Source organism: Azospirillum sp. NS33 (assembly GCF_059703765.1).
Genome location: NZ_BAAKJB010000060.1, coordinates 1 through 24,091, shown reverse-complemented (window position 1 = coordinate 24,091; position 24,091 = coordinate 1). Strand labels below are relative to the sequence as shown.

The window sequence follows — 24,091 nt, the reverse complement described above, 5'->3', positions numbered from 1 at the left end:
TCCACGGTGCCGGGGAAGCGGCCGTGCACGCTGTCGTACTTCAGGAGGTGGACGTTGGTGGCGAGGTCGGCGAGGTCGTTGACCGCGACCACCTCGACGTCCGTGCGGCCGGACTCGTAGATGGCGCGCAGAACCAAGCGGCCGATGCGGCCGAACCCGTTGATGGCAACCCGAACAGCCATGACTAGTCCTCCGTCAATTCCCGGGCGCGGACCGTTTTCCGGGCCCGGTTCTCATTGCGTTCGTATCAGAGCCGCGCCTTGGCGGCCTGCACCACCGCCTCGGCGGTGATGCCGAAGTGGCGGTAGAGTTCCTGGTAGGGGCCCGATTCGCCGAACCCGGCCATGCCGACGAACCCGCCCGTGGGGCCGATCCAGCGGTCCCAGCCCTGGCGGATGGCGGCCTCGACCGCCACCGTGGCACCGGACCCCAGCACCGCGGCGCGGTAGGCGTCGGACTGCCGCTCGAACAGCTCCCAGCAGGGCATCGACACCACCGCGGTGCCGATCCCCTCGGTCTGCAGCGCGGCGCGCGCCTCCATGGCGATCGCCACCTCCGAGCCGGTCGCCAGCAGGGTGACGGCGCGCGCGCCCTCGGCCTCGGCCAGCACATAGGCCCCCTGGGCGCACCTGTTCTCCGCCACGTGCTCGGTGCGCAGCGTCGGCAGGTTCTGGCGGGTCAGCGCCAGCACCGACGGCGCCGTCGCGCTGTCGAGCGCCAGCTGCCAGCACTCCGCCGTCTCCACCGCGTCGGCCGGCCGGAACACGAGAAGGTTGGGGATGGCGCGCAGGGCGGCGAGATGCTCCACCGGCTGGTGGGTCGGGCCGTCCTCGCCCAGGCCGATGCTGTCGTGGGTCATCACGAAGATCGAGCGCTGCTTCATCAGCGCGGCCAGGCGGATGGCCGGCCGGCAGTAGTCGGCGAACTGCATGAACGTGCCGGCGTAGGGGATGACGCCGCGGTGCAGGGCCATGCCGTTCATCACCGTGGCCATGCCGTGCTCGCGCACGCCGTAGCGGACGTAGCGCCCGCCGTAGCTGCCGGGCTGCACGTCGGCGGTGTTCTTGACCTTGGTGTTGTTGGACGGCGTCAGGTCGGCGGAACCGCCGACCAGTTCCGGCACCGTGGCGACCAGCACCTCCAGCACGTTGCCCGAGGCGACCCGGGTCGCCCAGCTCGGCTTGTCCTGCGCGACCTTGCGCTTGAACCCGTCGATCGCCGCGGCCAGCCCGGCCGGCAGGGCGCCGGCCATGGCGGCGTCGAAGGCGGCGCCGGCGGCGCCGTCGAGGGCGCCGCGGCGGTCGGCCCAGGCGGCGTACGCGCCGGTGGCGCGGCGGCCGACGGCACGCCAGGTGTCCAGCACCTCGGCCGGGATGACGAAGGGCTCGTGCGGCCAGCCCAGGTTCGCACGGGTCGCCTTGACCTCGTCGAGGCCCAGCGGCGAGCCATGGCAGCCGTGGGTGTTCTGCTTGTTGGGCGCGCCCTTGCCGATGATGGTGCGGCAGGCGATGAAGGACGGCGTGTCGGTCTGCTGGGCGGCGGCGATGGCCCGCTCGACCGCGGCGACGTCATGGCCGTCGACCGCCTGGACGTCCCAGCCATAGGCGCGGAAGCGCGCCTGGGTGTCGTCGGTGAAGCTGAGGTCGGTCGAGCCGTCGATGGAGATGTGGTTGTCGTCCCACAGCACGACCAGCCGGCCGAGCTTGAGGTGGCCGGCCAGCGAGCACGCCTCGTGGCTGACGCCCTCCATCAGGTCGCCGTCCGAGGCGATGACGTAGGTGAAGTGGTCGACCAGGCCGCTGCCGAAGCGGGCGTTGGCGATGCGCTCGGCCAGCGCCATGCCGACGGCGGTCGAGACGCCCTGGCCGAGCGGCCCGGTGGTCATCTCGATGCCGAGCTCCGGGTCGACCTCGGGGTGGCCGGGGGTCAGGCTGCCGAGCTGGCGGAACGCCTTGAGCTGGTCGAGGGTCATGCGCGCGTAGCCCGTGAGATGGGACAGCGCGTAGAGCAGCATCGAGCCATGGCCGGCCGACAGCACGAAGCGGTCGCGGTCGGGCCAGGTCGGGTGGGTCGGGTCGAACTTCAGGAACTTGGAGAACAGCACCGTGGCGACGTCGGCCATGCCCATGGGCATGCCGGGGTGGCCGGACTTGGCGGCTTCGACGGCGTCCATGGCGAGGGCACGGATGGCGTTGGCCATGGTTTCCAGGGAAACGGCTGCGGGTGCGGTCATTGTTCGTGATTCCCGATCGGCGCGAACGTGGTGGCGATGGCGTACAGGTATCCGTGCCAGGCCACGCCGGGGCCCCGCCGGATGGCCGCACCATGCAATCCCCCGGCACTGCGGTCAACACGCGAATGGGCGGGAAATGCCATGCGCGAACGGGTGGGTACCGCCCGGTCGGACGGGCGGGTCGCGCAGCCCCGCAACTTGTGGCGCGGCCTGTTTCCGGTTGACGCGGCGTCCGGGCCAACCCAACTGTAGGGGCCCGTCCCCACGGCAACTGCGAAAGGTCTGGACCCGGCCATGGACGCCCTGAAGGACGCCCTGCTCCGTCTCGGCACGGCCGCCGAGCGGCTGGAGAACGCGGTCGAGGCGCGCGAAGGCCGCGGGGTGCGGCGGGAGGCCGAGCTGACCGAGGCCCTGCGCGCCGCGCGCGAGGACAAGGACCGGGCCCAGGCCAACGCGGAGGCGGTGTCGCGCCGCCTGGAGTCGGCGATCGGCCGGCTGGAGGCGGTGCTGGAGAGCGAGACCCCCGCATGACCCGTGTCGAGATCGAGGTGAACGGCCGCGCCTACCTGCTGGCCTGCGAGCCGGGGCAGGAGGATCGCCTGCGCGAGCTGGCGGCCTACGTCGACCGCCGCCTCAAGGAGCTGACCGGCGGCGGCCGGTCCGGCGCCGAGGCGGCGATGCTGGTGATGACCTGCCTGGTGCTGGCCGACGAGCAGCAGGATCTGCTGGCCGGGCGCGAGCCCAACCAGTCGTCGCTGCTGCGTTCGTCGGAGGAGGCGGAGCTGGTCGAGGCGGTGGATGCGGTGACCCGTCGCATCGAAGAGGTTGCCGCGCGCATCGAACGCGCCTAGATATGTCGGCGGAAGGCTCGCTGCCTGGTTCGTCAGGTCGCATTATCCCCAGGGCCGATAACCCTTGACTCCTGGGAGCTGTCCCTGCCGAGGCCGTGGTCTCGGTATTACGGCGCCCACCTGCACTGGCAGGCCGTGGAGGATAGGCAACATGACCAACGGCCGAGGCGGCACCTTCCACCTTTTTCCCCGCACGCGATGACCGACGCCCAAGACCAGAAAGACGCGGCGCGGCTGCGTGCCCGGGCGCTGCGCGACACGCTGGGCGACCCCGACACGCGCGGCCGCCTGGCGCACGCTGTGCGCGACCGCGTGGCGGCGGCGGTGGCGTTCCCGCCGGGTCCGGTGGCCGGCTACTGGCCGCTGGGCTCCGAGCTCGACGTGCGGCCGCTGCTGCTCCATCTCGTGGCGGCCGGTCACACCGCGGCGCTTCCGGTGTCGGGGCCGCGGGGCACGCCGCTGACCTTCCGCGCCTGGGGCCCGGACACGCCGCTGCGCGACGGGCGCTACGGCATCCGCGAGCCGGCCCCGTCGCAGCCGGAGGTGGTTCCCGCGGCGCTGCTGGTGCCGCTGCTGGCGTTCGACCGGGGCGGCCACCGGCTGGGCTACGGTGCCGGCTACTACGACCGCACCATCGCCGCCCTGGTGGCGGCGGGGCGCCCCGTGCTGGCCGTCGGCGTGGGATTTGCGGCGCAGGAGGTCGCGCGGGTGCCGCACGGCCCCCACGACCAACCCTTGGATTGGATCGTCACCGAGCGCGAGGCGCTGCGGATCGACGTGGAACGTGGACAGGAGACCTGAAGATGGCGGGGCAGGGGCGATGAGGCTGGTGTTTCTCGGCGACGTGGTGGGGCGCAGCGGACGCGACGCGGTGCTTGCGGCGGTGCCGCGCATCCAGGATGCGCTGGACCCCGATCTCCTGGTGGTGAACGGCGAGAACGCCGCTGGCGGATTCGGCATCACCGTGAAGATCGCCGAGGAGCTCTTCGCCGTCGGTGTCGACGTGGTCACCACCGGCAACCACGCCTGGGACCAGAAGGAGCTGGTGTCGCAGATCGACCAGCAGCCCCGCATCCTGCGCCCGCTGAACTACCCCGAGGGCACGCCGGGACGCGGCCATGTGCTGCTGCAGACCCGCGGCCGCCGCTCGGTCCTGGTGATGAACGCCATGGCCCGGCTGTTCATGGACCCGATGGACGACCCGTTCGCCGCGGTGGAGCGGGTGGTGCGCACCCACCGCATGGGACCGGGCGGGGTCGACGCCATCGTGCTCGACTTCCACGGCGAGGCCACCAGCGAGAAGATGATCATGGGCCACCACCTCGACGGCCGGGTGTCGCTGGTGGTCGGCACCCACAGCCACGTGCCCACCGCCGACCACACCATCCTGCCGGGCGGCACCGCCTACATGACCGACGCCGGCATGTGCGGCGACTACGACAGCGCCATCGGCATGAAGAAGCAGGTCGCCATGGCCAAGCTGATCCGCAAGCTGCCCACCGAGCGCCTCAGCCCGGCCGAGGGGGAGGCGACGGTGTGCGGCGTCTACGTGGAGACCGACGACCGCAGCGGGCTGGCCACCCGGGTCGAGCCGCTGCGCCTGGGCGGGCGGTTGAGCCAGCACATGCCGGAACGCCTCTGAGCGCGCTCCGGCGGGGTGGCCGCATTCTCGCCATATTGACTTTCTAAGCCGGAGGGTGTCGTGTCGCCCCGAATTGGTGCGGCGCGAGCCCATCCGGTGCCGAGGGCCGTCCGCGTCCCGCATGTCTTTCCATTTGCTTGATCGAGGCTCGTCCGACGCATGGCCGGTCATTCACAGTTCAAGAACATCATGCACCGCAAGGGCGCCCAGGACGCCAAGCGGTCGAAGATCTTCAACAAGCTGGCGCGCGAGATCACCGTCGCGGCGAAGGGCGGGCTGCCCGACCCGGCCGCCAACCCGCGCCTGCGCGCCGCCATCATCGCGGCCCGCGCCCAGAACATGCCGCGCGACCGCATCGACCGCGCCATCAAGCAGGGCACGCCGGGCGGTGGCGACGACACCAACTACGAGGAGGTGCGGTACGAGGGCTACGGCCCCGGCGGCGTTGCCCTGATCGTCGACGCCCTGACCGACAACCGCAACCGCACCGCCGCCGAGGTGCGCTCCGCCTTCACCAAGTACGGCGGGTCGCTGGGCGAGACCAACTCGGTCAGCTTCATGTTCAGCCGGGTCGGCGCGATCTACTACCCGGCCGCCACCGCCGACGCCGACGCCATGTTCGAGGCGGCGCTGGAGGCCGGCGCCGACAACGTGGAGTCCGACGCCGAGGGCCACGAGGTCACCACCACCATGGAAGGCTTCGCCGCCGTGCGCGACGCCCTCGAGGAGCGGTTCGGCCCGGCCGAGAACGCCCGCCTGACCTGGAAGCCGCTCAACACCGTGGCCCCCTCCGAGGACGCGGCCGCCAGCCTGATGAAGCTCCTGGACGTGCTGGACGACAACGACGACGTCCAGACCGTCGAGGGCAATTTCGACATCCCGGCCGATCTCCTGGAACGGCTGACCGCCTGATCCGGGGTGCCGCCGACGGGGGACGCGGCCATGCTTGAGACGCGCGCTCTGCGGCTCCTGGGGATCGATCCGGGGCTGCGGCACACCGGATGGGGCATCATCGACGTGGCCGGCAACCGGCTGAGCCACGTCGCCGACGGCGCCGTCCATTCCGACGACCGCTGTCCGCTGGCCCAGCGCCTGTGCCAGCTCCACGACGCCCTGAGCGCGGTCGTCGCGCGCTACCGCCCCGACGAGGCGGCGGTGGAGGAGACCTTCGTCAACACCAACGCCGTCTCCACCCTCAAGCTCGGCCAGGCCCGGGCGGTGGCGTTGCTGGTGCCGGCCCAGGCCGGGCTGGCGGTGGCCGAGTATTCCAACAACATGGTGAAGAAGGCGGTGGTGGGCGCCGGCCGGGCCGACAAGGCGCAGGTCCAGACGATGGTGCGCGCGCTGTTGCCGGGCTGCGCCATCGCCAGCCCCGACGCCGCCGACGCCCTGGCGGTCGCCATCTGCCACGCCCATCACCGCAACACCTGGGCGGTGTGGCGCCAAGACCCCCTCTCCCCAACGGGGAGCGGGTGGCCCGACGCGCCGGGGGAGGGGGCTGCCCATGGCGCGGCCTCCGGGAGTGGCGGGCCCTCGTCACCCGCCCCCTCTCCCGGGAGGGGAGAGGGGGCTTTGCCTCCCCTGGTCAAGGACACGGCGCAGCCGCGACCGACCGGTATCGCCAGTCAGCGTCGCCGCGGGTCCGCGGATGTCGAAAGGCACCTGTGGCAACGGCTGCGCAACGCGCAGATGGGCACCAAATTTCGCCGGCAGGAGCCGATCCTCGGCTTCATCGTCGATTTCGTGTCCCACGACCACCGCCTCATCATCGAGCTTGACGGCGGCCAGCATGCTGAACAGGTGCCCTGCGACGCGCCGCGTTCCCGCATGTTCGAGCAGGCCGGATTTCGCGTTCTGCGCTTTTGGAACACCGACGTGAACGACAATCTCGATGGCGTGCTGGACACGATCAAGGCGCACCTCGATGGCACGCGCGTGCTGCGGCGGCAGCCCGCCGGTCAAGGAGAGCCCCGATGATCGCCAAGCTCACCGGCGTGGTCGACGCCGCCGCCGCCGACAGCGTCGTGCTCGACGTGAACGGGGTCGGATACCTGCTGACCTGCTCCGGACGCACCCTGTCGCGCCTGGTGCGCGGCGAGCGGGCGGTGCTGGTGGTCGAAACCTTCATCCGCGACGACCGCATCGTCCTCTATGGCTTCGCCGGGGCGGCGGAGCGGGACTGGTTCCGGCTCCTCACGACCATCCAGGGCGTGGGGTCGCGCTCCGCCCTGTCGATCCTGTCGGTGCTCGACGCCGATCAGCTCTCCCACGCCATCGCCGCCCAGGACAAGACCGCGCTCAGCCGCGCCGACGGAGTCGGCCCGAAGCTGGCCGCCCGCATCTGCAACGAGCTGAAGGACAAGGTCGGCACGCTGGCCGCAGGGGCGCCGGCCACGGCGCCGGCCAAGGGCGACGCCGCCCCGGCCGAGGGGGTGGGGGCGGTGGGCGACGCCCTGTCGGCGCTGGTCAACCTCGGCTACGGGCGCTCGGAGGCCTACGCCGCGGTGGTCGCGGCGAGCCGGACCGCCGGTGAGGGCGCCGCCGTCGGCGACCTCATCCGCCTCGCGCTGAAGGACCTGGGACAGTGAGCGGGGCGGGGGACGACCGGCTGGTGCAGCCCGCCACCGCATCGGGGGACGCGCCGGACTCCTCGATCCGGCCCCTGACCCTGGCGGAGTTCATCGGCCAGCGCCACGCCCGGGAGAACCTGTCGATCTTCATCCAGGCCGCCCGGGGCCGGGGCGAGGCGCTGGACCACGTCCTGCTGTTCGGCCCGCCGGGCCTCGGCAAGACGACCCTGGCGCAGATCGTGGCCCGCGAGCTGGGGGTCGGCTTCCGCGCCACCTCGGGCCCGATGATCTCCCGGGCCGGCGACCTCGCCGCCCTGCTGACCAACCTGCAACCCCACGACGTTCTGTTCATCGACGAGATCCACCGTCTGAACCCGGCGGTGGAGGAGGTGCTCTACCCGGCGATGGAGGATTTCCAGCTCGACCTCATCATCGGCGAGGGTCCGTCGGCGCGCTCCATCCGCATCGATCTGCCGCCCTTCACCCTGGTCGGCGCCACCACCCGCTCCGGCCTCATCACCCGGCCCCTGCGCGAGCGCTTCGGCATCCCCGTGCGCCTCCAGTTCTACGAGCCGGACGAGCTGGAGCTGATCGTGCGCCGTGCCGCCGGGGTGTTCGGCATGGCCATCACGCCCGAAGGCGCGCGGGAGATCGCCAACCGTTCGCGCGGCACGCCGCGCGTGGCGGGGCGGCTGCTGCGCCGGGTGCGCGACTTCGCGGCGGTCGCCGGGGTGGAGCGGGTCGACGCCCGCAACGCCGACGCCGCCCTGACCCGGCTGGAGGTCGACCCCCTGGGCCTCGACGGCATGGACCGCCGCTACCTCGGCGTGATCGCCCAGAACTACGCCGGTGGCCCGGTGGGGGTGGAGACCCTGGGCGCGGCGCTGGGCGAGCAGCGCGACGTGCTGGAGGAGGTGGTGGAACCGTACCTGATCCAGCAGGGGTTCCTGCAGCGCACGCCGCGCGGCCGCATGCTGACCGACCAGGGGTTCCGCTACCTCGGCCTCACGCCGCCGGCGGCGCCGACCCGCCAGTTCGACCTGCTCGACCGCCTGGGCGGCGCCGGTTCCGGGGATGCCGCCGCGGGGGCCGGCGATGCGGAGGACGACGATGCCTGAGCTGTCCGGACGGTTCGACGGGACGGGCGCCCATCTCTACCCGCTGCGGGTGTTCTACGAGGACACCGACGCCGGCGGCATCGTCTACCACGCCAACTACCTGCGCTTCTTCGAGCGCGGGCGCAGCGCCATGCTGACGCTGATCGGCCTGCGCCACACCGCGCTGCTGGACCGCGCCGGTGTGGCTTTTGCGGTACGCCGGGCCAAGATCGAATTCGACGCGCCCGCCCGCCTCGAGGACACGCTTGAAGTGGAAACCCGGATCACCGATATCCGCGGCGCCTCCTTCGCAGTTGCGCAAGCCATCCGCCGCGACGGGCGACTCCTCGCCCGGGCGGATCTGACGATCGCGATGATCGACCGCGCCGGCCGGGCGGCACGCCTGCCGCCCGAGGTGCGCGAGGCCCTTGCCACCCTTCACCAACGCCGGACACGAGACTGACAGCGATGGAGCACGCGATGAATGCCGCCGCCGCGGTGGCCCCGATCCACGAGATCACCATCTGGGGCCTGTTCATGCAGGCCGACCTGATCGTCAAGGCGGTGATGGTGATCCTGCTGCTGGCCTCGGTCTGGAGCTGGGCGATCGTCATCGAAAAGGTGATGCGCATCCGCCGCCTCAACGCCCAGGCCGATGCCTTCGAGGACAGCTTCTGGTCGGGCGGCTCGCTCGACCAGCTCTACGACCGCATCGGCCAGCGCCCGGAGGACCCGATGGCGGCCACCTTCGCGGCGGGCATGCGCGAGTGGCGCCACGCCGCCGACCGCGGCTTCGGCAGCGCCATGAAGGCGTCGCTGCAGCAGCGGGTGGAGCGGGTGATGTCGGTCACCATCGGCCGCGAGATGGCCCGCGCCGAGCGCTACATGACCTTCCTCGCCTCGGTCGGTTCGGTGGCGCCCTTCGTCGGTCTGTTCGGCACGGTGTGGGGCATCATGAACTCCTTCACCTCCATCGCCGCCTCCAACAACACCAGCCTCGCCGTGGTCGCGCCGGGCATCGCCGAGGCGCTGTTCGCCACCGCGATGGGGCTGCTGGCCGCCATCCCCGCGGTGGTCGCCTACAACAAGTTCACCACCGACCTGGCCCGCTACGCCGACCGGCTGGAGGCCTTCTCCGGGGAGTTCTCGTCGATCCTGTCGCGCTACCTCGAGGAACGGGGGGCCGCCTGAGATGGCCGCACAGCTCGCAGGGCGGGGCGGCCACGGCCGCGGCCGGCGGCGCGCCTACCGCGCCATGTCCGACATCAACATGACGCCGTTCATCGACGTCATGCTGGTGCTGCTGATCGTCTTCATGGTGGCGGCCCCGTTGCTGACGGTTGGCGTGCCGGTGGATCTGCCCAAGACCAACGCGGCGCCCCTGGAAACCCAGAAGGACCCGCTGTTTGTCACCGTGCAGCGCGACGGGACGCTCTATGTCCAGGAGCAGCAGGTGGAGATGGCCGCGATGGTGCCGCTCCTGGTGGCCATCACCGGCTCGAACCCGGAGGCGCGCATCCTCGTGCGCGGCGACGGCGCGATCGCCTACGGCCGGATGCTGGAGGTCATGGGGACCATGAGCGCGGCGGGTTTCAAGAAGGTCGGGCTGGTCGCCGAGTTGCCCAACGCTGTCGCCGGGCCGCTGGCGCCGGCGGTCGTGCCGGCGCCGGCGGCGGCGCCGGCCAACCCGGTGCGGTGAGGCGACGGACACGCCCATGCGCCAACACCTGATCGCCTCGGGGGTGCTGCACGTGGCGCTGGTCGCGCTGTTCGTGCTCGGCATGCCGCCCAGCGATCGCACCCTCGAGATCCCGGCGTCGATCCCCATCGAGATCGTCGACCTCGGCGAGATCACCCGCGCCGCGCGGGTCGACAAGGGCGAGCCGCGCCCGCAGCCCCCCAGGCCGGTCGTCCCGGACAGCAAGCCGGCCCCGCCACCGCCCGACCCGGCGGCCGAGGCCGCCGCCCCGCCGCCGCCGCCCAAGGCCCCGGAGCCGCCGAAGCTGGCCGAGCTGCCGCCGCCGCCGCGCACCCCCGAACCGCCGGTGCGCGCGGCCGAGGAGCCGCCGCCGCCGCCGCCGCCGCCCGCCCCGGATCCCGAGCCGTCGCCGGTGCCGACCCCGAAGCCCGAGCCGAAGAAGCCGGACCCGCCGAAGCCGGAGCCCAAGACCCCCGAGCCGACCAAGCCGGAGCCGAAGAAGCCGGACCCGCCGAAACCCGAGCCCAAGAAACCCGAGCCCAAGACCCCGGAGCCCAAGACCCCGGAGCCGAAGAAGCCGGACCCGCCCAAACCGGAGCCCAAGAAGCCCGAGCCCAAGAAGCCCGAGCCCAAGAAGCCGGCCGACCCGCTGGCCAGCCTGCTGGCCAGCGTCGACGACCTGAAGAAGGACCTGCCCAAGCCCAGCGCCCCATCCTCGCCACCTTCGGGGGCGACGGTGGCGAGCAAGGGCCCGGAGCAGCCGTTCCGGCCGTCCGGCCCGGCGATCGACGCCATCCGCTCGCAGGTCGGCCGGAACTGGAACTTCGATCCGGGCCGGCGCGACTCCGGCGACATGGTGGTGGAGATCCGCATCGACGTGGCCCGGGACCGCTCGGTCATCCGCGCCCAGGTGGACGAGAAGTACATGGGGCGCTACCGCACCGATCCCGCCTTCCGGGCCTCCGCCGACGCGGCGGTGCGCGCCATCATGCGCTCCAGCCCGCTCGACCTGCTGCCCGGCGAGTTCACCGCCAACACCTACGAGCAGTGGCGCACCATCGTGTTTACCTTCGACCCGAGGGACATGTTCTGACCATGATGACGACCAAGACCAGGGTTCTGCTGCGGCTGGCCGGCGTGGCCGCGGCCGTCGTTCTCGCGCTGGGCGTGGCAGCCCCGCCGGCGGCGCGCGCCGAACTGCGCATCGACATCACCAAGGGCGTGATCGAGCCTCTGCCCATCGCCGTCACCGACTTCTTCGGCACGGCCGGGCGGGAGACCCAGCTCGGCCGCGACGTCGCCGGGGTGATCGCCGCCGACCTCGAGCGCTCGGGGCTGTTCCGGCCGCTCAACCCGCAGGCGTTCCTGCAGACGCCCCAGCAGCTGCAAGGCGGCGAGCCGCGCCACGCCGACTGGCGGGCGATCGGCGCCCAGGCGCTGGTGGCCGGCAGCGTGGCGACCAGCGCCGACGGCCGCATGCAGGTGGATTTCCGCCTGTGGGACGTGGCCGCCGGCCAATACATGTCGGGCCTGTCCTACACCGCGACGCCGGACAGCTGGCGGCGCATCGCCCACATCATCGCCGATGCCATCTACAAGCGCCTCACCGGCGAGGACGGCTATTTCGACACCCGCGTCGTCTACATCGCCGAGTCGGGTCCCGCCAACGTGCGGCAGAAGCGCCTGGCCATCATGGACCAGGACAGCGAGAACCATCAGTTCCTCACCGACGGACAGAACCTGGTGCTGACGCCGCGCTTCTCGCCGACGGCCCAGGAAATCACGTACATGTCGTATTTCAACAAGCGACCGCGCGTGTACCTGTTCAACATCGACACCGGCAAGCAGGAGGTGCTGGGCGACTTCCCCGGCATGACCTTCGCGCCGCGTTTCTCGCCCGACGGCAACCGCGTCATCATGAGCATGGCGCAGAACGGCAACACCGACATCTACGCGCTGGATCTGCGCACCCGGCGCCAGGCCCAGCTGACCGACAGCCCGGGCATCGACACCGGCCCCAGCTACTCGCCGGACGGCACCCGCATCGTCTTCGAGTCGGACCGCGGCGGCAGCCAGCAGCTCTACACCATGAACGCCGACGGGTCCGGGGTGAAGCGGCTGTCGTTCGGCGAGGGCCGGTACGGAACGCCGGTCTGGTCGCCGCGCGGCGATCTCATCGCCTTCACCCGCCAGCGCGGCGGCAGCTTCGCGGTCGGGGTCATCCGGCCCGACGGCACCGGCGAACGCATCCTGACCGAGGCCTTCCACGTGGAAGGGCCGACCTGGGCGCCCAACGGCCGCGTGCTGATGTACTTCAAGGAGACGCCGTCGGGCGATGGGCGCGGCCGTGTCGCCAAGCTTTATTCCATCGATGTCACAGGCATTAATGAACGACGGGTATCGACGCCGATCGATGCTTCGGATCCCGCGTGGTCGCCCTTGATTCCCTAATTGAGTAGCACTATTTTGCGCGCCGCGTGACGTTGCGGTTACGAACCCGTTAGACAACACCGCGCCGTCGGGGCCTGACGGAACGGTGCCGGAAAGTAAGCAACTCATGCGAACGTTGAACCGCGGAACATTCATGTTTCGCAGTAAGGGGTCAAAGACATGCGTATGAAGTATCTGAGTCTTCTCGCCGCCGTCCTCCTGGTCGCCGCGTGCGAGACGGCTCCCCAGGACAGCGGCGCCGCCACCGGCACCGGCGGCGCCCAGACCAGCCAGGTGCGCCCGGGCTCGCAGGAGGACCTGGTCGTCAACGTCGGCGACCGCGTCTTCTTCGGCTTCGACCGCTACGACCTGTCGCCGGAGGCGCGCGCCACCCTCGACCGCCAGACCCAGTGGCTGAACACCTATCCCAGCGTCACGGTGACGATCGAGGGCCACGCCGACGAGCGCGGCACCCGCGAGTACAACCTGGCGCTGGGCGAGCGTCGCGCCAACTCGGTGAAGAACTACATGGTGGCCAAGGGCATCGCCCCGGTCCGCGTCAAGACGATCTCCTACGGCAAGGAGCGTCCCGCGGTGCTCGGCTCCGGCGAAGCCGCCTGGGCGCAGAACCGCCGCGGCGTGACCGTCGTCGACTGACGACGGACGCGGTCCGCACGGATCGAAAAGGAACGCCGCCCCGAGGCCGTCGGGGCGGCGTTTCCTTTTGTGCCGGCGGATCGTCCGCGGCCGGGGGCGTCTGCATATTTGTTGGGCGCAAATTGTAGGCAACCTGCCAAGAAATCAGGCGATATCGCAAGTATTGCCGCGGCCTCTTCAGCCTTTGCCTTTTGCGCTTGCATCGCCAATACAGTCGCCCTATCGTGTTGTTCAAGGGAGGGCCGAATCCAGGCATGGACTTGGTGTTCGAGCCCCTGAAAGGCCGCAACGGCGCGGCCCATCCCTTGGCTGCCTCTTCGGCATGCAGCAATGGCGCTGCGTCTCCACCCCCGCTGTCCTTCGTCGCGAAGGGCCGGGCCATGGAGCGTGGCTGTCCGCTTGCCCACGCTTCCACCACACGACCCGACGCGTCCGGCCCGCCGGCGGCGTCCAGACGTTGGAGTGAAGCACTGCGATGCCGTATGCGACCCTCGATCCTGTGCAAAGCGTCGTGAATCCGGGTGAACCGGATCATGGAACGGCCACCACGGTCCGCGCGCCGCTCCGCTTGAGCCGTGCGCCGCCCGCCCGCGGGCACCTTCCTTCCTTCCGACCTGCAACCGTCGGGCTTTGCTGAGCCCGCACCGTCGACTGCGAAAGGTATGCCCATGTCCTACGTCGCCCCCCAGGAATTCGCCACGAAGATGATCGACGCCGGCGAATCCAAGGTCTTCATGTCCACCAAGGATACGGTGATCCGCGCCTACATGGCCGGCGCCATTCTCGCCCTGGCCGCGGCCTTCGCCATCACGGTCGCCGTGCAGACCGGAGAGTTCCTGATCGGTGCGCTGCTCTTCCCGGTCGGATTCTGCATGATCTATCTGTTGGGTTTCGATCTGCTGACCGGCGTCTTCACGCTGTGTCCGCTGGCGCTGCTCGACCGCCGCCCTGGCGTCACGATGGGCGGCATCCTGCGGAACTGGGGCCTGGTGTTCATCGGCAACTTCGCCGGGGCGATGACCGTGGCGGTGTTCATGGCGATCATCTTCACCTTCGGCTTCTCCGAGGCGCCGAACGCGATCGGCCAGAAGATCGGCAGCATCGGCGAGAGCCGCACGGTCGGCTACGCCGCCCACGGTGCCGCCGGCATGCTGACCCTGTTCGTCCGCGCCGTCATGTGCAACTGGATGGTCTCCACCGGCGTGGTCGCGGCGATGATGTCGACCTCCGTCTCGGGCAAGGTCATCGCCATGTGGATGCCCATCCTGGTCTTCTTCTACATGGGGTTCGAGCATTCCATCGTTAACATGTTCCTGTTCCCCTCGGGCATCATGCTCGGTGGCGCGTTCACCTGGGGCGACTATTTCCTGTGGAACGAGATCCCGACGGTGCTCGGCAACCTGGTCGGCGGCCTGACCTTCGTCGGCGCGATGATCTACGCCACCCACTACAAGACCTCGCCCAAGCGCAACGCCGGCTACGAGCCGGCCCCCTACTCCGCCCCGGCGGAGTGAGCCGCACGAGGCGCCGCGCTTTCCCCGCCTCCGGGTGGGGAAGCGCGGCGCCGCCGTCCCGCACCGGAGGACCGATGGTGACCGCCCCCGTCCAAGAGCGGCTGCGCGTCGCCGTCGGCCAGTGCTCGTCCGCCGGCCGGAAGCCGGCCAACCAGGATTTCCACGGCGCGCTGGTTCCCGAAGGCCGGACCCTGGCGACCCAGGGCGTGGCGCTGGCGGTGGCCGACGGCATCTCGTCGAGCGCCGTCAGCCACATCGCCGCGGAGACCGCGGTCAAGAGCTTCCTCACCGATTACTACTGCACCGCCGAGTCCTGGTCGGCCAAGACCGCCGGGCGGCGGGTCATCACCGCGGCAAATTCCTGGCTGCACGCCCAGAACCGCCGTGGCAACCTGTGCGACGACCGCGACCGCGGCCATGTCTGCACCTTCACCGGGATGGTGGTGAAGGGGCGCCGGGTCCATCTCTTCCATGTCGGCGACAGCCGCGCCTATCGGGTGTCGGGCGGCAGCGCCGAGCAGCTGACCACCGACCACCGGGTGGTCCTGTCGGCGACGGAAAGCCATCTCGGCCGGGCCATGGGGCTCGCCGCGACGGTCGAGATCGATTACCACGTCCTGGACCTGCGGGTCGGCGACGTGTTCCTCCTGGTGACCGACGGCGTGTCCGACCATCTCCGGCCCGGCGACCTGGCGGCGCTGGCCGCCGGCCCGGGCGATCCGCAGGCGGTGGCGGAGGCGGTGGTCGCGGCGGCCCTGGCCAACGGCAGCGACGACAACCTCACCGCCCAGGTGCTGCGGGTCGACGGGCTTCCCGCGCCGGACGCCGCCGCGGTGCTCGACCGCGCCGACGCGCTGCCGCCGGCCCCGCTGCCGAGGGTCCCGTCGGCGTTCGAGGGCTATCACGTGCGCCGCCAGCTCCACGCCAGCAGCCGCAGCCACGTCTATCTCGCGACGGACACGCAAACGGGCGAGGCGGTGGCGTTGAAGGTGCCGTCCGTGGACCTGCGCGGCGATCCCTCCTACCTCCGGCGCTTCGCCATGGAGGAGTGGATCGCCCGCCGCCTGACGTCGCCCCACGTCCTGAAGGCGGCCCCGTCGCACCGCGACCGCGCCACCCTCTTCGTCGTCACGGAGTATCTGGAGGGCCGGACGTTGCGCCAGTGGATGGTGGACAACCCGCAGCCCGACCTGGAGGCCGTGCGCTCCATCGTCGAGCAGATCGCCCGTGGCCTCCGCGCGTTCCACCGCAAGGAGATGCTGCACCAGGACCTGCGGCCGGAGAACGTCATGATCGACCGGGACGGCACCGTGAAGATCATCGACTTCGGCGCCGTCCGCGTCGCCGGGGTGCTGGAGGCGGCGCCCGCGCTCGACACCGGCGACATCCTCGGCACCCACCAGTACACCGCGCCCGAGTGCTTTCTCGGGCACCGCGGGACCGACCGCTCCGACCTCTTCGCGCTCGGCGTCATCGCCTACGAGATGTTGACGGGCCGGCTCCCGTACGGCGATCGCCTGGCCCGCGCCCGGTCGGCCCGTGCCCAGGCGGCGGTGACCTACGACACGGCGGCGACCCATGCCCGGGGCATTCCCGACTGGATGGACCGGGCGCTGCGCAAGGCGGTCCACGTCGACCCCGGCCGCCGCTACGGCACGCTGTCGGAGTTCACCGCCGATCTCCGCCGGCCCGGTGCCGTGGCCCGCAGCGTGGCCTTCGTGCCCCTGGCCGAACGCGATCCCGTGCGCTTCTGGCAGGCGCTTGCGGGTGTCCTGGCGCTGCTCGTGCTGCTGCTGCTGGCGCGCCTGGCGGCGGTGCCGGCTCCCGGTCCGGGCCCCGTGCCGCCGGCGTACGAGGGGACGCCGGGAACCGGCGGGTAGGGGCGGGGGGACGGGCCAGGGCGCGGCAGCCGGACGTCGGATGCGGCGGCCGCGGCGCGGTGACCCCCCACCCGCGCCGGGAGCGGGCCGCGCCGCCGCCGGGCAGCGCCCCCGGCGGATCAAAATGGCGCTTTTCTTCCCTGCCGCAGCGCCATATTTTCGCCCCAGCGGGCCCCCAGGGTCGAGGGGCCGCACCGGTCGGCGCCGCCGGGCGGCGCGTGGGGGAATCGCACGTCATGACATCCGCATCGACATCTTCGCTCGCCGCGCTCCTGCTGGGGGGGCTGCTCGCGGCCGCGCCGGCGGCGGCGCAGGACGCCGGCCGGTTCGCCGATCGCCTCGGCCATGCCGAGGCCGGCCCCGCGGCGCCGGGAGGCCCGCTTCAGGTCGCCCAGCTTCAGGTCGCCCAGGGCGGGGCCGCGATCCCGCCGTCGCTGGCCGCCGATTTCGAGATCCGCCTGCAACGGCTCGAGCGCGCCCTGTCGGAGCTGACGGGCAAGTACGAGGAGGCCACCTACGAGATCTCCCAGCTCAAGGACCGGCTGGAGCGGATGAACGGCGACGTCGATTTCCGCCTGCAGCAGCTCGAGGGCGGGCGTGGCGGGGCATCGGCCGGGGGGGCGTCGCCCCGCGGGTCGTCCGCCGGCCCCGCCGCCTCACCCCCGCCGCCCGCCGCCCGGCCTCAGGTGGCGCAGAGCCAGTCGCTGCCGACCAACGCCGACCCGATGCGCCAGTACGAGCAGGCCTTCGCCCTCCTGCGCGACTCCGACTACGCCGGCGCCGAGGCGGCGTTCAGCCAGTTCCTCGCCAAGAACACGTCCCATCCCTACGCCGCCAACGCCCAGTACTGGCTGGGCGAGACCTATTACGTGCGCGACAAGCACGCCGAGGCGGCCGTCGCCTTCGCCGAGGCCTTCCAGAAATACCCGAAGTCCAACAAGGCGCCGGACAGCCTGCTCAAGCTCGGCATGTCGCTGGCCCGGCTCAACAAGAAGCCGGAGGCCTGCACGGCCTACGGCCAGCTCCTCGCCAAGTTTCCGGAGGCCGCGGCCAGCGTGAAGCGCCGCGCCAACCAGGAGAGCGCGAAGCTGAACTGCCCGGGCTGACGGCGGCGTGAACGCCCCGCCGCCCGAGGCCGCCGCCGGCGCGGTGTCGCCGCTGTCCGCCGCGGCCTTCGCCGAGCGCCTCGACCGCCTCGGCGGGTTCGAGCCCGGGCCCCGGGTGGCGGTGGCGGTGTCGGGCGGGGCGGACAGCGTCGCCCTGGCGATCCTGACGCGGGCCTGGGCGGCGGCGCGTGGCGGCGAGGCGCTGGCGCTGACGGTCGACCATGGGCTGCGCCCCGGCTCCGCCGGCGAGGCGGCCCGGGTCGCCGGCTGGATGGAGGCGCGCGGTCTGCGCGCGGCCGTGCTGCGCTGGGGCGGCGCGAAGCCGGCCACCGGCGTTCAGGACGCGGCGCGGCAGGCACGCCACGCCCTGCTGGCCGAGCGCTGCCGTGCCGAGGGCATCCTGCACCTCCTGTTCGCCCATCACCGCGACGACCAGGCGGAGACGGTGCTGCTGCGGCTCTCCCGGGGCAGCGGGGTCGACGGGCTCGCGGGGATGCCGGCGGTGCGGTGGGATGGCCCGGTGCGCCGCCTGCGGCCGCTGCTCGACGTTGCCCACGCGACGCTCGCGGCGACCTGCCGGGCCCATGGCCAACCCTGGATCGAGGACCCCTCCAACCGCTCCGCCGCCTATGCCCGCGGCCGCGTGCGCGCGGTGACCGGCGCCCTGGCGGCCGAGGGGTTGAGCGCGGAGCGGCTGTGCGAGACGGCGCGGCGCGCCGGCCGCGCCCGGGCGGCGCTGGAGGACGCGACGGCCCGCCTGCTGGCCACCGCCGCGTCGGTGCTGCCGGAGGGCTGGGTCCGCCTCGACCCCGCCGCCCTGGCCGCGGCGCCGGAGGAGATCGCGCTGCGCGCCCTGGCCCGCGCCCTGGGCTGCGCCGGCGGTGCCGGGCACCCGCCGCGGGGGGCTGGCGTCGAGCGTTTGCTGGCCGCCTTGACCGGCGGTCCGGCGGCGGTCCGCACCCTGGCCGGCTGTGTCGTCCTGCCGGCGCCGCGGCGCTGGGGCGCCGGCGTGATCATCGCCCGGGAGCCGCGGGCGGCCAGCGAGCGGCGGGTGCTGGCGCCCGGCGGGGAGGTGGTGTGGGATGGCCGCTTCCGCGTGACCCTGGCCGCCGCCGCCGCCCCGGTGACGGTGGCCCGCCTCGGGGCGGAGGGCTGGCGGCGGGGGGTGGCGGCGTGGCCGGATCTGGCGGCCGGCGGCCTGCCCGTGGCGGTGCGCGAAAGCCTGCCCGGGCTGTGGCGCGGCGGGGATCTCGCGGGGGTGCCCGGGCACGGCATCGCGGGGTGCGGAATGGACGGTGCGGCCGGGGTGTTGTTCACACCGCGGACGACCCTGGCCGGCCCGGCTTTTCCGGTTGTTAAAGGCGGCTCTGGCATTATCTAATCACGAGGGACGTGCCCGTGGATTGGGGTGGGCCTTCGGCTCCGGGGAATCCGATCGGTGCAGGGTTCGCAGAAAGGCGTGCAACGTGAACAACTTCGGCAAAAATCTCGCGCTCTGGATCATCATCGGCCTCCTCCTGGTGGCGTTGTTCAACCTGTTCCAGAGTTCCTCCACCCGCAGCCCCCAGACCACCGTGCCGTTCAGCGAGCTGCTCGCCGAGGTCGACCGTGGCCAGGTGGCGGACGTCACCATCAAGGGTGAGCAGGTCAGCGGGCACTTCACCGACGGCCGGTCCTTCAGCACCTACATCCCGCCGGACGCCAACCTGGTCGAACGGCTGACGGAGAAGAACGTGCGCATCAGCGCCGTTCCCGACGACAGCAACGTGCCGTCGCTGTTCAGCGTCCTGCTCTCCTGGTTCCCGATGCTGCTGCTGATCGGCGTGTGGATCTTCTTCATGCGCCAGATGCAGTCGGGCGGCGGCAAGGCCATGGGCTTCGGCAAGAGCCGCGCCCGGCTGCTGACCGAGAAGGTCGGCCGCGTCACCTTCGACGACGTCGCCGGCATCGACGAGGCCAAGCAGGAGCTCCAGGAGATCGTCGAGTTCCTGAAGGACCCGCAGAAGTTCCAGCGCCTCGGCGGCAAGATCCCCAAGGGCGTGCTGCTCGTCGGCCCCCCCGGCACCGGCAAGACGCTGACGGCGCGCGCCGTGGCGGGCGAGGCCAACGTGCCGTTCTTCACGATCTCCGGTTCCGACTTCGTGGAGATGTTCGTCGGCGTCGGCGCGTCGCGGGTGCGCGACATGTTCGAGCAGGGCAAGAAGAATGCGCCCTGCATCATCTTCATCGACGAGATCGACGCGGTGGGCCGTCACCGCGGCGCCGGCCTGGGCGGCGGCAACGACGAGCGCGAGCAGACCCTGAACCAGCTCCTGGTCGAGATGGACGGGTTCGAGGCGAACGAGGGCGTCATCCTGATCGCCGCCACCAACCGCCCCGACGTGCTGGACCCGGCGCTGCTGCGCCCCGGCCGGTTCGACCGGCAGGTGGTGGTGCCCAACCCCGACGTGCTGGGCCGCGAGAAGATCCTCAAGGTCCACATGCGCAAGGTGCCGCTGTCGCCCGACGTCGATGCCCGGATCATCGCCCGCGGCACCCCCGGGTTCTCCGGCGCCGACCTCGCCAACCTCGTGAACGAGGCCGCGCTGCTCGCCGCGCGCATGGGCAAGCGGGTGGTCGGCATGGCGGAGTTCGAGGGCGCCAAGGACAAGGTGATGATGGGGGCGGAGCGCCGCTCCATGGTCATGACCGAGGACGAGAAGAAGCTCACCGCCTACCACGAGGCCGGCCACGCCGTCGTCGCCATCCACCAGCCCGACAGCGACCCCGTCCACAAGGCCACCATCATTCCGCGCGGCCGCGCGCTCGGCATGGTGATGCGCCTGCCCGAGGGCGACCGCATCTCGCTGAGCCAGGCGAAGCTGTACGCCGACCTGCGCGTCGCCATGGGCGGCCGCATCGCCGAGGAGCTGATCTTCGGCCGCGAACGGGTCACCACCGGCGCGTCCGGCGACATCAAGATGGCCACCGAGATGTCGCGGCGCATGGTCACCGAGTGGGGCATGAGCGACAAGCTGGGGCCGCTGCTCTACGGCGAGCCGACGCAGGAGGTCTTCCTCGGCCACTCCGTCACCCAGCACAAGAACATGTCCGACCACACCGCGCAGGTGGTGGACGAGGAGATCCGCCGGATCGTCGACGAGGCCTACACCGAGGCGCGCCGCATCCTGACGGAGAACATCGACCAGCTGCACACCCTGGCCAAGGGCCTGCTGGAGTACGAGACGCTGAGCGGCGACGACATCTCGACCCTGCTGCGGGGCGAGCCGCTGATCCGCGACGAGGATGGCGGCCGCAAGGAGACCATCCAGACGCCGAAGTCCCCGGCCGGTGGGGGGCGCCGTGCCTCGGTGCCGCCGACCACCGGCGGCAAGGAGGCCGGCGGGCTGGATCCGGAGCCCCAGGGCACCTGATCCCCGCCACCCCTTCCGACGGCCTCGCGGCCGGCGCCCCCCCGGGGGCGCCGGCCGTTTTCGTGATTCCCCCCCCGGGGGCGGCGGCCAAGGTCGGAGGATCAGTCGCGTCAGCGCCGCCGAGCGCGCCCGCCGTCGTCGCCGGCGCCACCGTCCTCGGCCGTCTGCGGCTCGGGCAGGGCGGCCAGCGTCGCCAGCGCGAGCTGTTCGTGCAGCCGGAGCACCGGCAGCATGGCCCGCGCGTACGCCGCGACGTCGGCGTCGCCGGCGCGTTCCAGGACCTGCTCGTGGTTGAGGACCGCCATCTCGTGGGCGAGCCGTTCGCGTTCCATGTAGGCGCGGTCGAAGGCGGGGCCGGACAGGGCGCGGAGGGTGTCCATCGCGTGCGCGTCCGGTCCGCTGAGCCGCCCGGGGCGTGCCAGGTCCCTGGCGGTGGCGAGGTCGGCGAGCCGGCGGCCGGCCCGGCCGTGGTCGTCGAGCATCCGCGCGGCGTAGTCCTTCACGGCCGCGCGTTCGGCCCTCTCCCGGGCCAGCGCGGCGAGGCGCGTCTCGGCCAGGGCCCCGTGCAGGGCCTCGCGCAGGAAGTCCCGCGCCGCGTCGTGCGCCGGCATGGCTTCGTCCCCGCCGCCCACGGTGGCTGCCGCCCGCCGGGGCTGCGGGGTGGGCGGCGCGCCGCCCTGCACGAACCCCGGCGTGCGGCCGGCGAGGGCGGCGGTGATCGCCCGGGCGGCGTCGCGGTGGTCGCGCAGGGTCGCCAGCGCCGCCTCGGCGTACGCCCGCACCGCGGCGCTGTGCGCTCCGGTCGCCTTGGCCTCGTACAGCTTGATCGCCGCCTCGTGGCGGTCCTCCTGGTCGCCCATGAAGCGGCGGTCGAAGGCGGCGCCGGTCAGCCCCTCCATGTCGTCGATCCGCGCCCGGGTGGCGGCGTCGATCGCGTCGGGCAGCGAGACACCGTGCTCCCGGGCCAGCGCGGTCAGCCGGTCCAGCGCCACGGCGTGGTCGGCGGCGATGGTCCGCGCGAAGCCGCGCACACGGGCGTCGCCGGTCCTCCCGGCCGCCATCGCGCCGGCGGCGATCTCGGCCATGTCGATGATGGCCGCTTCCTTCAGAAAATTGCGGTCCTGGAAGGGGAGGGCGGCGGCGGGAGCGACGAGCAGGGTGGCGGCACAGGCCAGGGCGAGAATGCGGCGCATGGGGGACTCCGTCGTGGTCCGTTGCCATGCCCGGGCGAACAGGCCGCCGATCCGCCGGTTCCCTGGGCGCCGGGGCCGGAAACGACGAAACCCGCCCCGGTCGGCCCGGGGCGGGTGCGTGGCTCAGACCGCGGCGGCGCCGGTCAGCGGGTCGGCACCGGAGGGTTCTTGGCGTAGTCGTAGAAGCCGCGACCGGCCTTGCGGCCGACCCAGCCCGCCTCGACGTACTTCACCAGGAGCGGACAGGGCCGGTACTTGGAGTCGGCCAGGCCCTCGTACAAGACCTGCATGACGGCCAGGCAGGTGTCCAGGCCGATGAAGTCGGCCAGTTCCAGCGGCCCCATCGGGTGGTTGGCGCCAAGCTTCAGCGCGGTGTCGATCGCCTCCACGCCGCCCACGCCCTCGTAGAGGGTGTACACCGCCTCATTGATCATCGGCAGCAGGATGCGGTTGACGATGAAGGCCGGGAAGTCCTCGGCGACCGCCGCGGTCTTGCCGATCTTCACGGTCAGTTCGCGCACCGCGGAGAAGGTCTCCTCGTCCGTCGCGATGCCGCGGATCAGCTCGACGAGCTGCATCAACGGCACCGGGTTCATGAAGTGCATGCCCATGAACTTCGACGGGCGGTCGGTGGAGGCCGCCAGCCGGGTGATCGAGATGGAGGAGGTGTTGGTGGCGACCAGCGCCTCCGGCTTCAGGTGAGGCACCAGCTTCTTGAAGATGTCGCGCTTCAGCGTCTCGTTCTCGGTCGCCGCCTCGACCACGAGATCGCAGTCGCCGTAGAGCGCCATGTCGGTGCCGGTCTTGATCCGGTCGAGCGCGGCGGCCTTGTCGGCCTCGCTCATCTTGCCCTTCTGGACCTGGCGGTCCATGTTCTTGGCAATGGCGGCGACCGACTTCTGGACGACGTCCTCCTTGATGTCGGTGAGGACGACGCTGTAGCCGGCCTGAGAGCAGACATGGGCGATGCCGCTGCCCATCTGGCCGGCACCGATGACGCCAATCTTGTTGATCGTGAGCATGGAGCTTCTTCCCGCGGGTCGTTGGAGTGGTGTGTGGTCGCTCGCCGCCCCTCAGCCCAGCGCGTCGGTCAGGTCAGGCACCGCCTTGAACAGGTCGGCGACGAGACCGTAGTCGGCGACCTGGAAGATGGGCGCGTCCTCGTCCTTGTTGATCGCGACGATCACCTTGCTGTCCTTCATGCCGGCGAGGTGCTGGATGGCACCGGAGATGCCGACGGCCAGGTACAGATCCGGCGCCACGATCTTGCCGGTTTGCCCGACTTGGTAGTCGTTGGGGACGAACCCGGCGTCCACCGCCGCGCGGGACGCCCCGACCGCGGCGCCGAGCCGGTCGGCCAGCGCCTCAAGCAGCTTGAAGTTGTCGCCGGACTGCATGCCGCGGCCGCCCGAGACGACGATGCGGGCCTGGGTCAGCTCCGGCCGCTCGGACTTGGTCAGCTCCTGGCCGACGAAGGTGGCGCCGCCGGCGTCGGCCGGGCCGGACACCGCCTCCACCGCCGCAGCACCGCCCTGCGCCGCCGCCGCCTCGAAGGCGGTGGCGCGCACGGTGATGACCTTCACCGGGTCGGCCGAGCGCACCGTGGCGATGGCGTTGCCGGCGTAGATCGGCCGGGTGAAGGTGTCTTCCCCGACCACCGACAGGATGTCGGAGATGGCCGCCACGTCGAGCAGCGCGGCGACGCGCGGCGCCAGGTTCTTGCCGAAGCTGGTGGCCGCCGCCAGCACGTGGCCGGCCCCGCCCCGGGCGATCTCCACCACCAGCGGCGCCAGCGCCTCGGGCAGG

General features: G+C 71.8%; 24 protein-coding genes, 1 other RNA gene and 1 pseudogene. 21 read left to right on the top strand and 5 right to left on the bottom strand.

Going from position 1 to position 24,091, the window contains the following annotated elements; translation table 11 throughout:
- Positions 1 to 182 (bottom strand): glyceraldehyde 3-phosphate dehydrogenase NAD-binding domain-containing protein (locus AC6H2I_RS29880; protein ID WP_497504435.1); only part of this gene is annotated, 182 nt, incomplete at its 3' end.
- Positions 183 to 247: 65 nt separating this feature from the next.
- Complete coding sequence (tkt, locus tag AC6H2I_RS29875; RefSeq protein WP_497504434.1) at positions 248 to 2,233, bottom strand: transketolase; 1,986 nt, start codon at positions 2,231 to 2,233, stop codon at positions 248 to 250.
- A gap of 294 nt (positions 2,234 to 2,527) precedes the next feature.
- Between tkt and AC6H2I_RS29870 the strand changes: the two genes are divergently transcribed.
- The 21 genes and pseudogenes from AC6H2I_RS29870 to ftsH all read left to right on the top strand — a co-directional run bounded on the left by AC6H2I_RS29870 (position 2,528) and on the right by ftsH (position 21,092).
- Positions 2,528 to 2,764 (top strand): hypothetical protein, encoded by a 237-nt coding sequence (locus AC6H2I_RS29870; RefSeq protein ID WP_497504433.1) that lies wholly within the window; start codon positions 2,528 to 2,530, stop codon positions 2,762 to 2,764.
- Positions 2,761 to 3,084 carry a cell division protein ZapA gene (locus tag AC6H2I_RS29865; protein ID WP_497504432.1) on the top strand — a complete coding sequence of 108 codons (324 nt, stop codon included), beginning with the start codon at positions 2,761 to 2,763 and terminating at the stop codon, positions 3,082 to 3,084. Before AC6H2I_RS29870 ends, AC6H2I_RS29865 begins: the two co-directional genes overlap by 4 nt.
- A gap of 14 nt (positions 3,085 to 3,098) precedes the next feature.
- A non-coding RNA gene (gene ssrS / locus AC6H2I_RS29860) (6S RNA) lies at positions 3,099 to 3,262 on the top strand.
- A gap of 20 nt (positions 3,263 to 3,282) precedes the next feature.
- Entirely contained in the window at positions 3,283 to 3,885 is a 603-nt protein-coding gene (locus AC6H2I_RS29855; protein ID WP_497504431.1) for a 5-formyltetrahydrofolate cyclo-ligase, read from the top strand.
- A gap of 19 nt (positions 3,886 to 3,904) precedes the next feature.
- Complete coding sequence (locus AC6H2I_RS29850; protein WP_497504430.1) at positions 3,905 to 4,726, top strand: TIGR00282 family metallophosphoesterase; 822 nt, start codon at positions 3,905 to 3,907, stop codon at positions 4,724 to 4,726.
- Positions 4,727 to 4,885: 159 nt separating this feature from the next.
- On the top strand, positions 4,886 to 5,638 hold the full coding sequence (locus AC6H2I_RS29845) for a YebC/PmpR family DNA-binding transcriptional regulator (protein WP_497504429.1): 753 nt from the start codon (positions 4,886 to 4,888) through the stop codon (positions 5,636 to 5,638).
- A 48-nt stretch (positions 5,639 to 5,686) separates the two neighbouring features.
- A pseudogene (ruvC, locus tag AC6H2I_RS29840) lies at positions 5,687 to 6,148 on the top strand (crossover junction endodeoxyribonuclease RuvC); the annotation flags it as partial.
- 12 nt (positions 6,149 to 6,160) lie between these two features.
- Positions 6,161 to 6,703, top strand: a complete 543-nt coding sequence (locus AC6H2I_RS29835) for an endonuclease domain-containing protein (RefSeq protein ID WP_497504437.1) — start codon at positions 6,161 to 6,163, stop codon at positions 6,701 to 6,703.
- Complete coding sequence (gene ruvA, locus AC6H2I_RS29830) at positions 6,700 to 7,314, top strand: Holliday junction branch migration protein RuvA (protein WP_497504428.1); 615 nt, start codon at positions 6,700 to 6,702, stop codon at positions 7,312 to 7,314. Before AC6H2I_RS29835 ends, ruvA begins: the two co-directional genes overlap by 4 nt.
- Complete coding sequence (gene ruvB / locus AC6H2I_RS29825; protein WP_497504427.1) at positions 7,311 to 8,414, top strand: Holliday junction branch migration DNA helicase RuvB; 1,104 nt, start codon at positions 7,311 to 7,313, stop codon at positions 8,412 to 8,414. The genes ruvA and ruvB overlap by 4 nt, the downstream gene beginning before the upstream one ends.
- On the top strand, positions 8,407 to 8,856 hold the full coding sequence (gene ybgC / locus AC6H2I_RS29820; RefSeq protein WP_497504426.1) for a tol-pal system-associated acyl-CoA thioesterase: 450 nt from the start codon (positions 8,407 to 8,409) through the stop codon (positions 8,854 to 8,856). The genes ruvB and ybgC overlap by 8 nt, the downstream gene beginning before the upstream one ends.
- A 17-nt stretch (positions 8,857 to 8,873) precedes the next feature.
- Entirely contained in the window at positions 8,874 to 9,584 is a 711-nt protein-coding gene (tolQ, locus tag AC6H2I_RS29815; RefSeq protein ID WP_497504425.1) for a protein TolQ, read from the top strand.
- Position 9,585: 1 nt separating this feature from the next.
- Positions 9,586 to 10,092: an ExbD/TolR family protein gene (locus AC6H2I_RS29810; protein WP_497504424.1), complete on the top strand. Its 507-nt coding sequence runs from the start codon at positions 9,586 to 9,588 to the stop codon at positions 10,090 to 10,092.
- Positions 10,093 to 10,108: 16 nt separating this feature from the next.
- Positions 10,109 to 11,185, top strand: coding sequence for a cell envelope integrity protein TolA (gene tolA, locus AC6H2I_RS29805; protein WP_497504423.1), 1,077 nt, complete (start codon positions 10,109 to 10,111; stop codon positions 11,183 to 11,185).
- Positions 11,186 to 11,190: 5 nt separating this feature from the next.
- Positions 11,191 to 12,543: a Tol-Pal system beta propeller repeat protein TolB gene (tolB, locus tag AC6H2I_RS29800; protein ID WP_497504436.1), complete on the top strand. Its 1,353-nt coding sequence runs from the start codon at positions 11,191 to 11,193 to the stop codon at positions 12,541 to 12,543.
- Between the two features lie 159 nt (positions 12,544 to 12,702).
- Positions 12,703 to 13,179, top strand: a complete 477-nt coding sequence (gene pal / locus AC6H2I_RS29795) for a peptidoglycan-associated lipoprotein Pal (RefSeq protein ID WP_497504422.1) — start codon at positions 12,703 to 12,705, stop codon at positions 13,177 to 13,179.
- Positions 13,180 to 13,847: 668 nt separating this feature from the next.
- Positions 13,848 to 14,693, top strand: coding sequence for a formate/nitrite transporter family protein (locus tag AC6H2I_RS29790; RefSeq protein ID WP_497504421.1), 846 nt, complete (start codon positions 13,848 to 13,850; stop codon positions 14,691 to 14,693).
- A 74-nt stretch (positions 14,694 to 14,767) separates the two neighbouring features.
- The gene (locus AC6H2I_RS29785; RefSeq protein WP_497504420.1) at positions 14,768 to 16,573 is read left to right on the top strand and encodes a bifunctional protein-serine/threonine kinase/phosphatase; all 1,806 of its coding nucleotides are present in this window, start codon (positions 14,768 to 14,770) and stop codon (positions 16,571 to 16,573) included.
- A gap of 236 nt (positions 16,574 to 16,809) precedes the next feature.
- Positions 16,810 to 17,679, top strand: a complete 870-nt coding sequence (gene ybgF, locus AC6H2I_RS29780) for a tol-pal system protein YbgF (RefSeq protein WP_497504419.1) — start codon at positions 16,810 to 16,812, stop codon at positions 17,677 to 17,679.
- A gap of 7 nt (positions 17,680 to 17,686) precedes the next feature.
- Complete coding sequence (gene tilS, locus AC6H2I_RS29775) at positions 17,687 to 19,060, top strand: tRNA lysidine(34) synthetase TilS (RefSeq protein ID WP_497504418.1); 1,374 nt, start codon at positions 17,687 to 17,689, stop codon at positions 19,058 to 19,060.
- Positions 19,061 to 19,145: 85 nt separating this feature from the next.
- Entirely contained in the window at positions 19,146 to 21,092 is a 1,947-nt protein-coding gene (ftsH, locus tag AC6H2I_RS29770) for an ATP-dependent zinc metalloprotease FtsH (protein WP_497504417.1), read from the top strand.
- Positions 21,093 to 21,202: 110 nt separating this feature from the next.
- Here ftsH and AC6H2I_RS29765 read toward each other — a convergent pair whose 3' ends face one another.
- From AC6H2I_RS29765 to AC6H2I_RS29755, 3 genes are all read right to left on the bottom strand, one after another.
- Complete coding sequence (locus tag AC6H2I_RS29765) at positions 21,203 to 22,285, bottom strand: DUF4142 domain-containing protein (protein ID WP_497504416.1); 1,083 nt, start codon at positions 22,283 to 22,285, stop codon at positions 21,203 to 21,205.
- Between the two features lie 143 nt (positions 22,286 to 22,428).
- Positions 22,429 to 23,307 carry a 3-hydroxybutyryl-CoA dehydrogenase gene (locus tag AC6H2I_RS29760; protein WP_497504415.1) on the bottom strand — a complete coding sequence of 293 codons (879 nt, stop codon included), beginning with the start codon at positions 23,305 to 23,307 and terminating at the stop codon, positions 22,429 to 22,431.
- 51 nt (positions 23,308 to 23,358) lie between these two features.
- A partial coding sequence (locus tag AC6H2I_RS29755) for an electron transfer flavoprotein subunit alpha/FixB family protein (RefSeq protein ID WP_497504414.1) occupies positions 23,359 to 24,091 on the bottom strand: 733 nt, incomplete at its 5' end.

Coding starts and splice junctions, on each gene's coding strand:
- AC6H2I_RS29760 (WP_497504415.1), bottom strand. CDS start 23,307: ATGCTCACGATCAACAAGATTGGCGTCATCGGTGCCGGCCAGATGGGC.
- AC6H2I_RS29845 (WP_497504429.1), top strand. CDS start 4,886: ATGGCCGGTCATTCACAGTTCAAGAACATCATGCACCGCAAGGGCGCC.
- AC6H2I_RS29855 (WP_497504431.1), top strand. CDS start 3,283: ATGACCGACGCCCAAGACCAGAAAGACGCGGCGCGGCTGCGTGCCCGG.
- AC6H2I_RS29865 (WP_497504432.1), top strand. CDS start 2,761: ATGACCCGTGTCGAGATCGAGGTGAACGGCCGCGCCTACCTGCTGGCC.
- AC6H2I_RS29870 (WP_497504433.1), top strand. CDS start 2,528: ATGGACGCCCTGAAGGACGCCCTGCTCCGTCTCGGCACGGCCGCCGAG.
- tolB (WP_497504436.1), top strand. CDS start 11,191: ATGACGACCAAGACCAGGGTTCTGCTGCGGCTGGCCGGCGTGGCCGCG.
- ybgC (WP_497504426.1), top strand. CDS start 8,407: ATGCCTGAGCTGTCCGGACGGTTCGACGGGACGGGCGCCCATCTCTAC.
- AC6H2I_RS29790 (WP_497504421.1), top strand. CDS start 13,848: ATGTCCTACGTCGCCCCCCAGGAATTCGCCACGAAGATGATCGACGCC.
- ruvA (WP_497504428.1), top strand. CDS start 6,700: ATGATCGCCAAGCTCACCGGCGTGGTCGACGCCGCCGCCGCCGACAGC.
- ybgF (WP_497504419.1), top strand. CDS start 16,810: ATGACATCCGCATCGACATCTTCGCTCGCCGCGCTCCTGCTGGGGGGG.
- AC6H2I_RS29810 (WP_497504424.1), top strand. CDS start 9,586: ATGGCCGCACAGCTCGCAGGGCGGGGCGGCCACGGCCGCGGCCGGCGG.
- pal (WP_497504422.1), top strand. CDS start 12,703: ATGCGTATGAAGTATCTGAGTCTTCTCGCCGCCGTCCTCCTGGTCGCC.
- tolQ (WP_497504425.1), top strand. CDS start 8,874: ATGAATGCCGCCGCCGCGGTGGCCCCGATCCACGAGATCACCATCTGG.
- AC6H2I_RS29850 (WP_497504430.1), top strand. CDS start 3,905: ATGAGGCTGGTGTTTCTCGGCGACGTGGTGGGGCGCAGCGGACGCGAC.
- AC6H2I_RS29785 (WP_497504420.1), top strand. CDS start 14,768: ATGGTGACCGCCCCCGTCCAAGAGCGGCTGCGCGTCGCCGTCGGCCAG.
- tkt (WP_497504434.1), bottom strand. CDS start 2,233: ATGACCGCACCCGCAGCCGTTTCCCTGGAAACCATGGCCAACGCCATC.
- AC6H2I_RS29765 (WP_497504416.1), bottom strand. CDS start 22,285: ATGCGCCGCATTCTCGCCCTGGCCTGTGCCGCCACCCTGCTCGTCGCT.
- tolA (WP_497504423.1), top strand. CDS start 10,109: ATGCGCCAACACCTGATCGCCTCGGGGGTGCTGCACGTGGCGCTGGTC.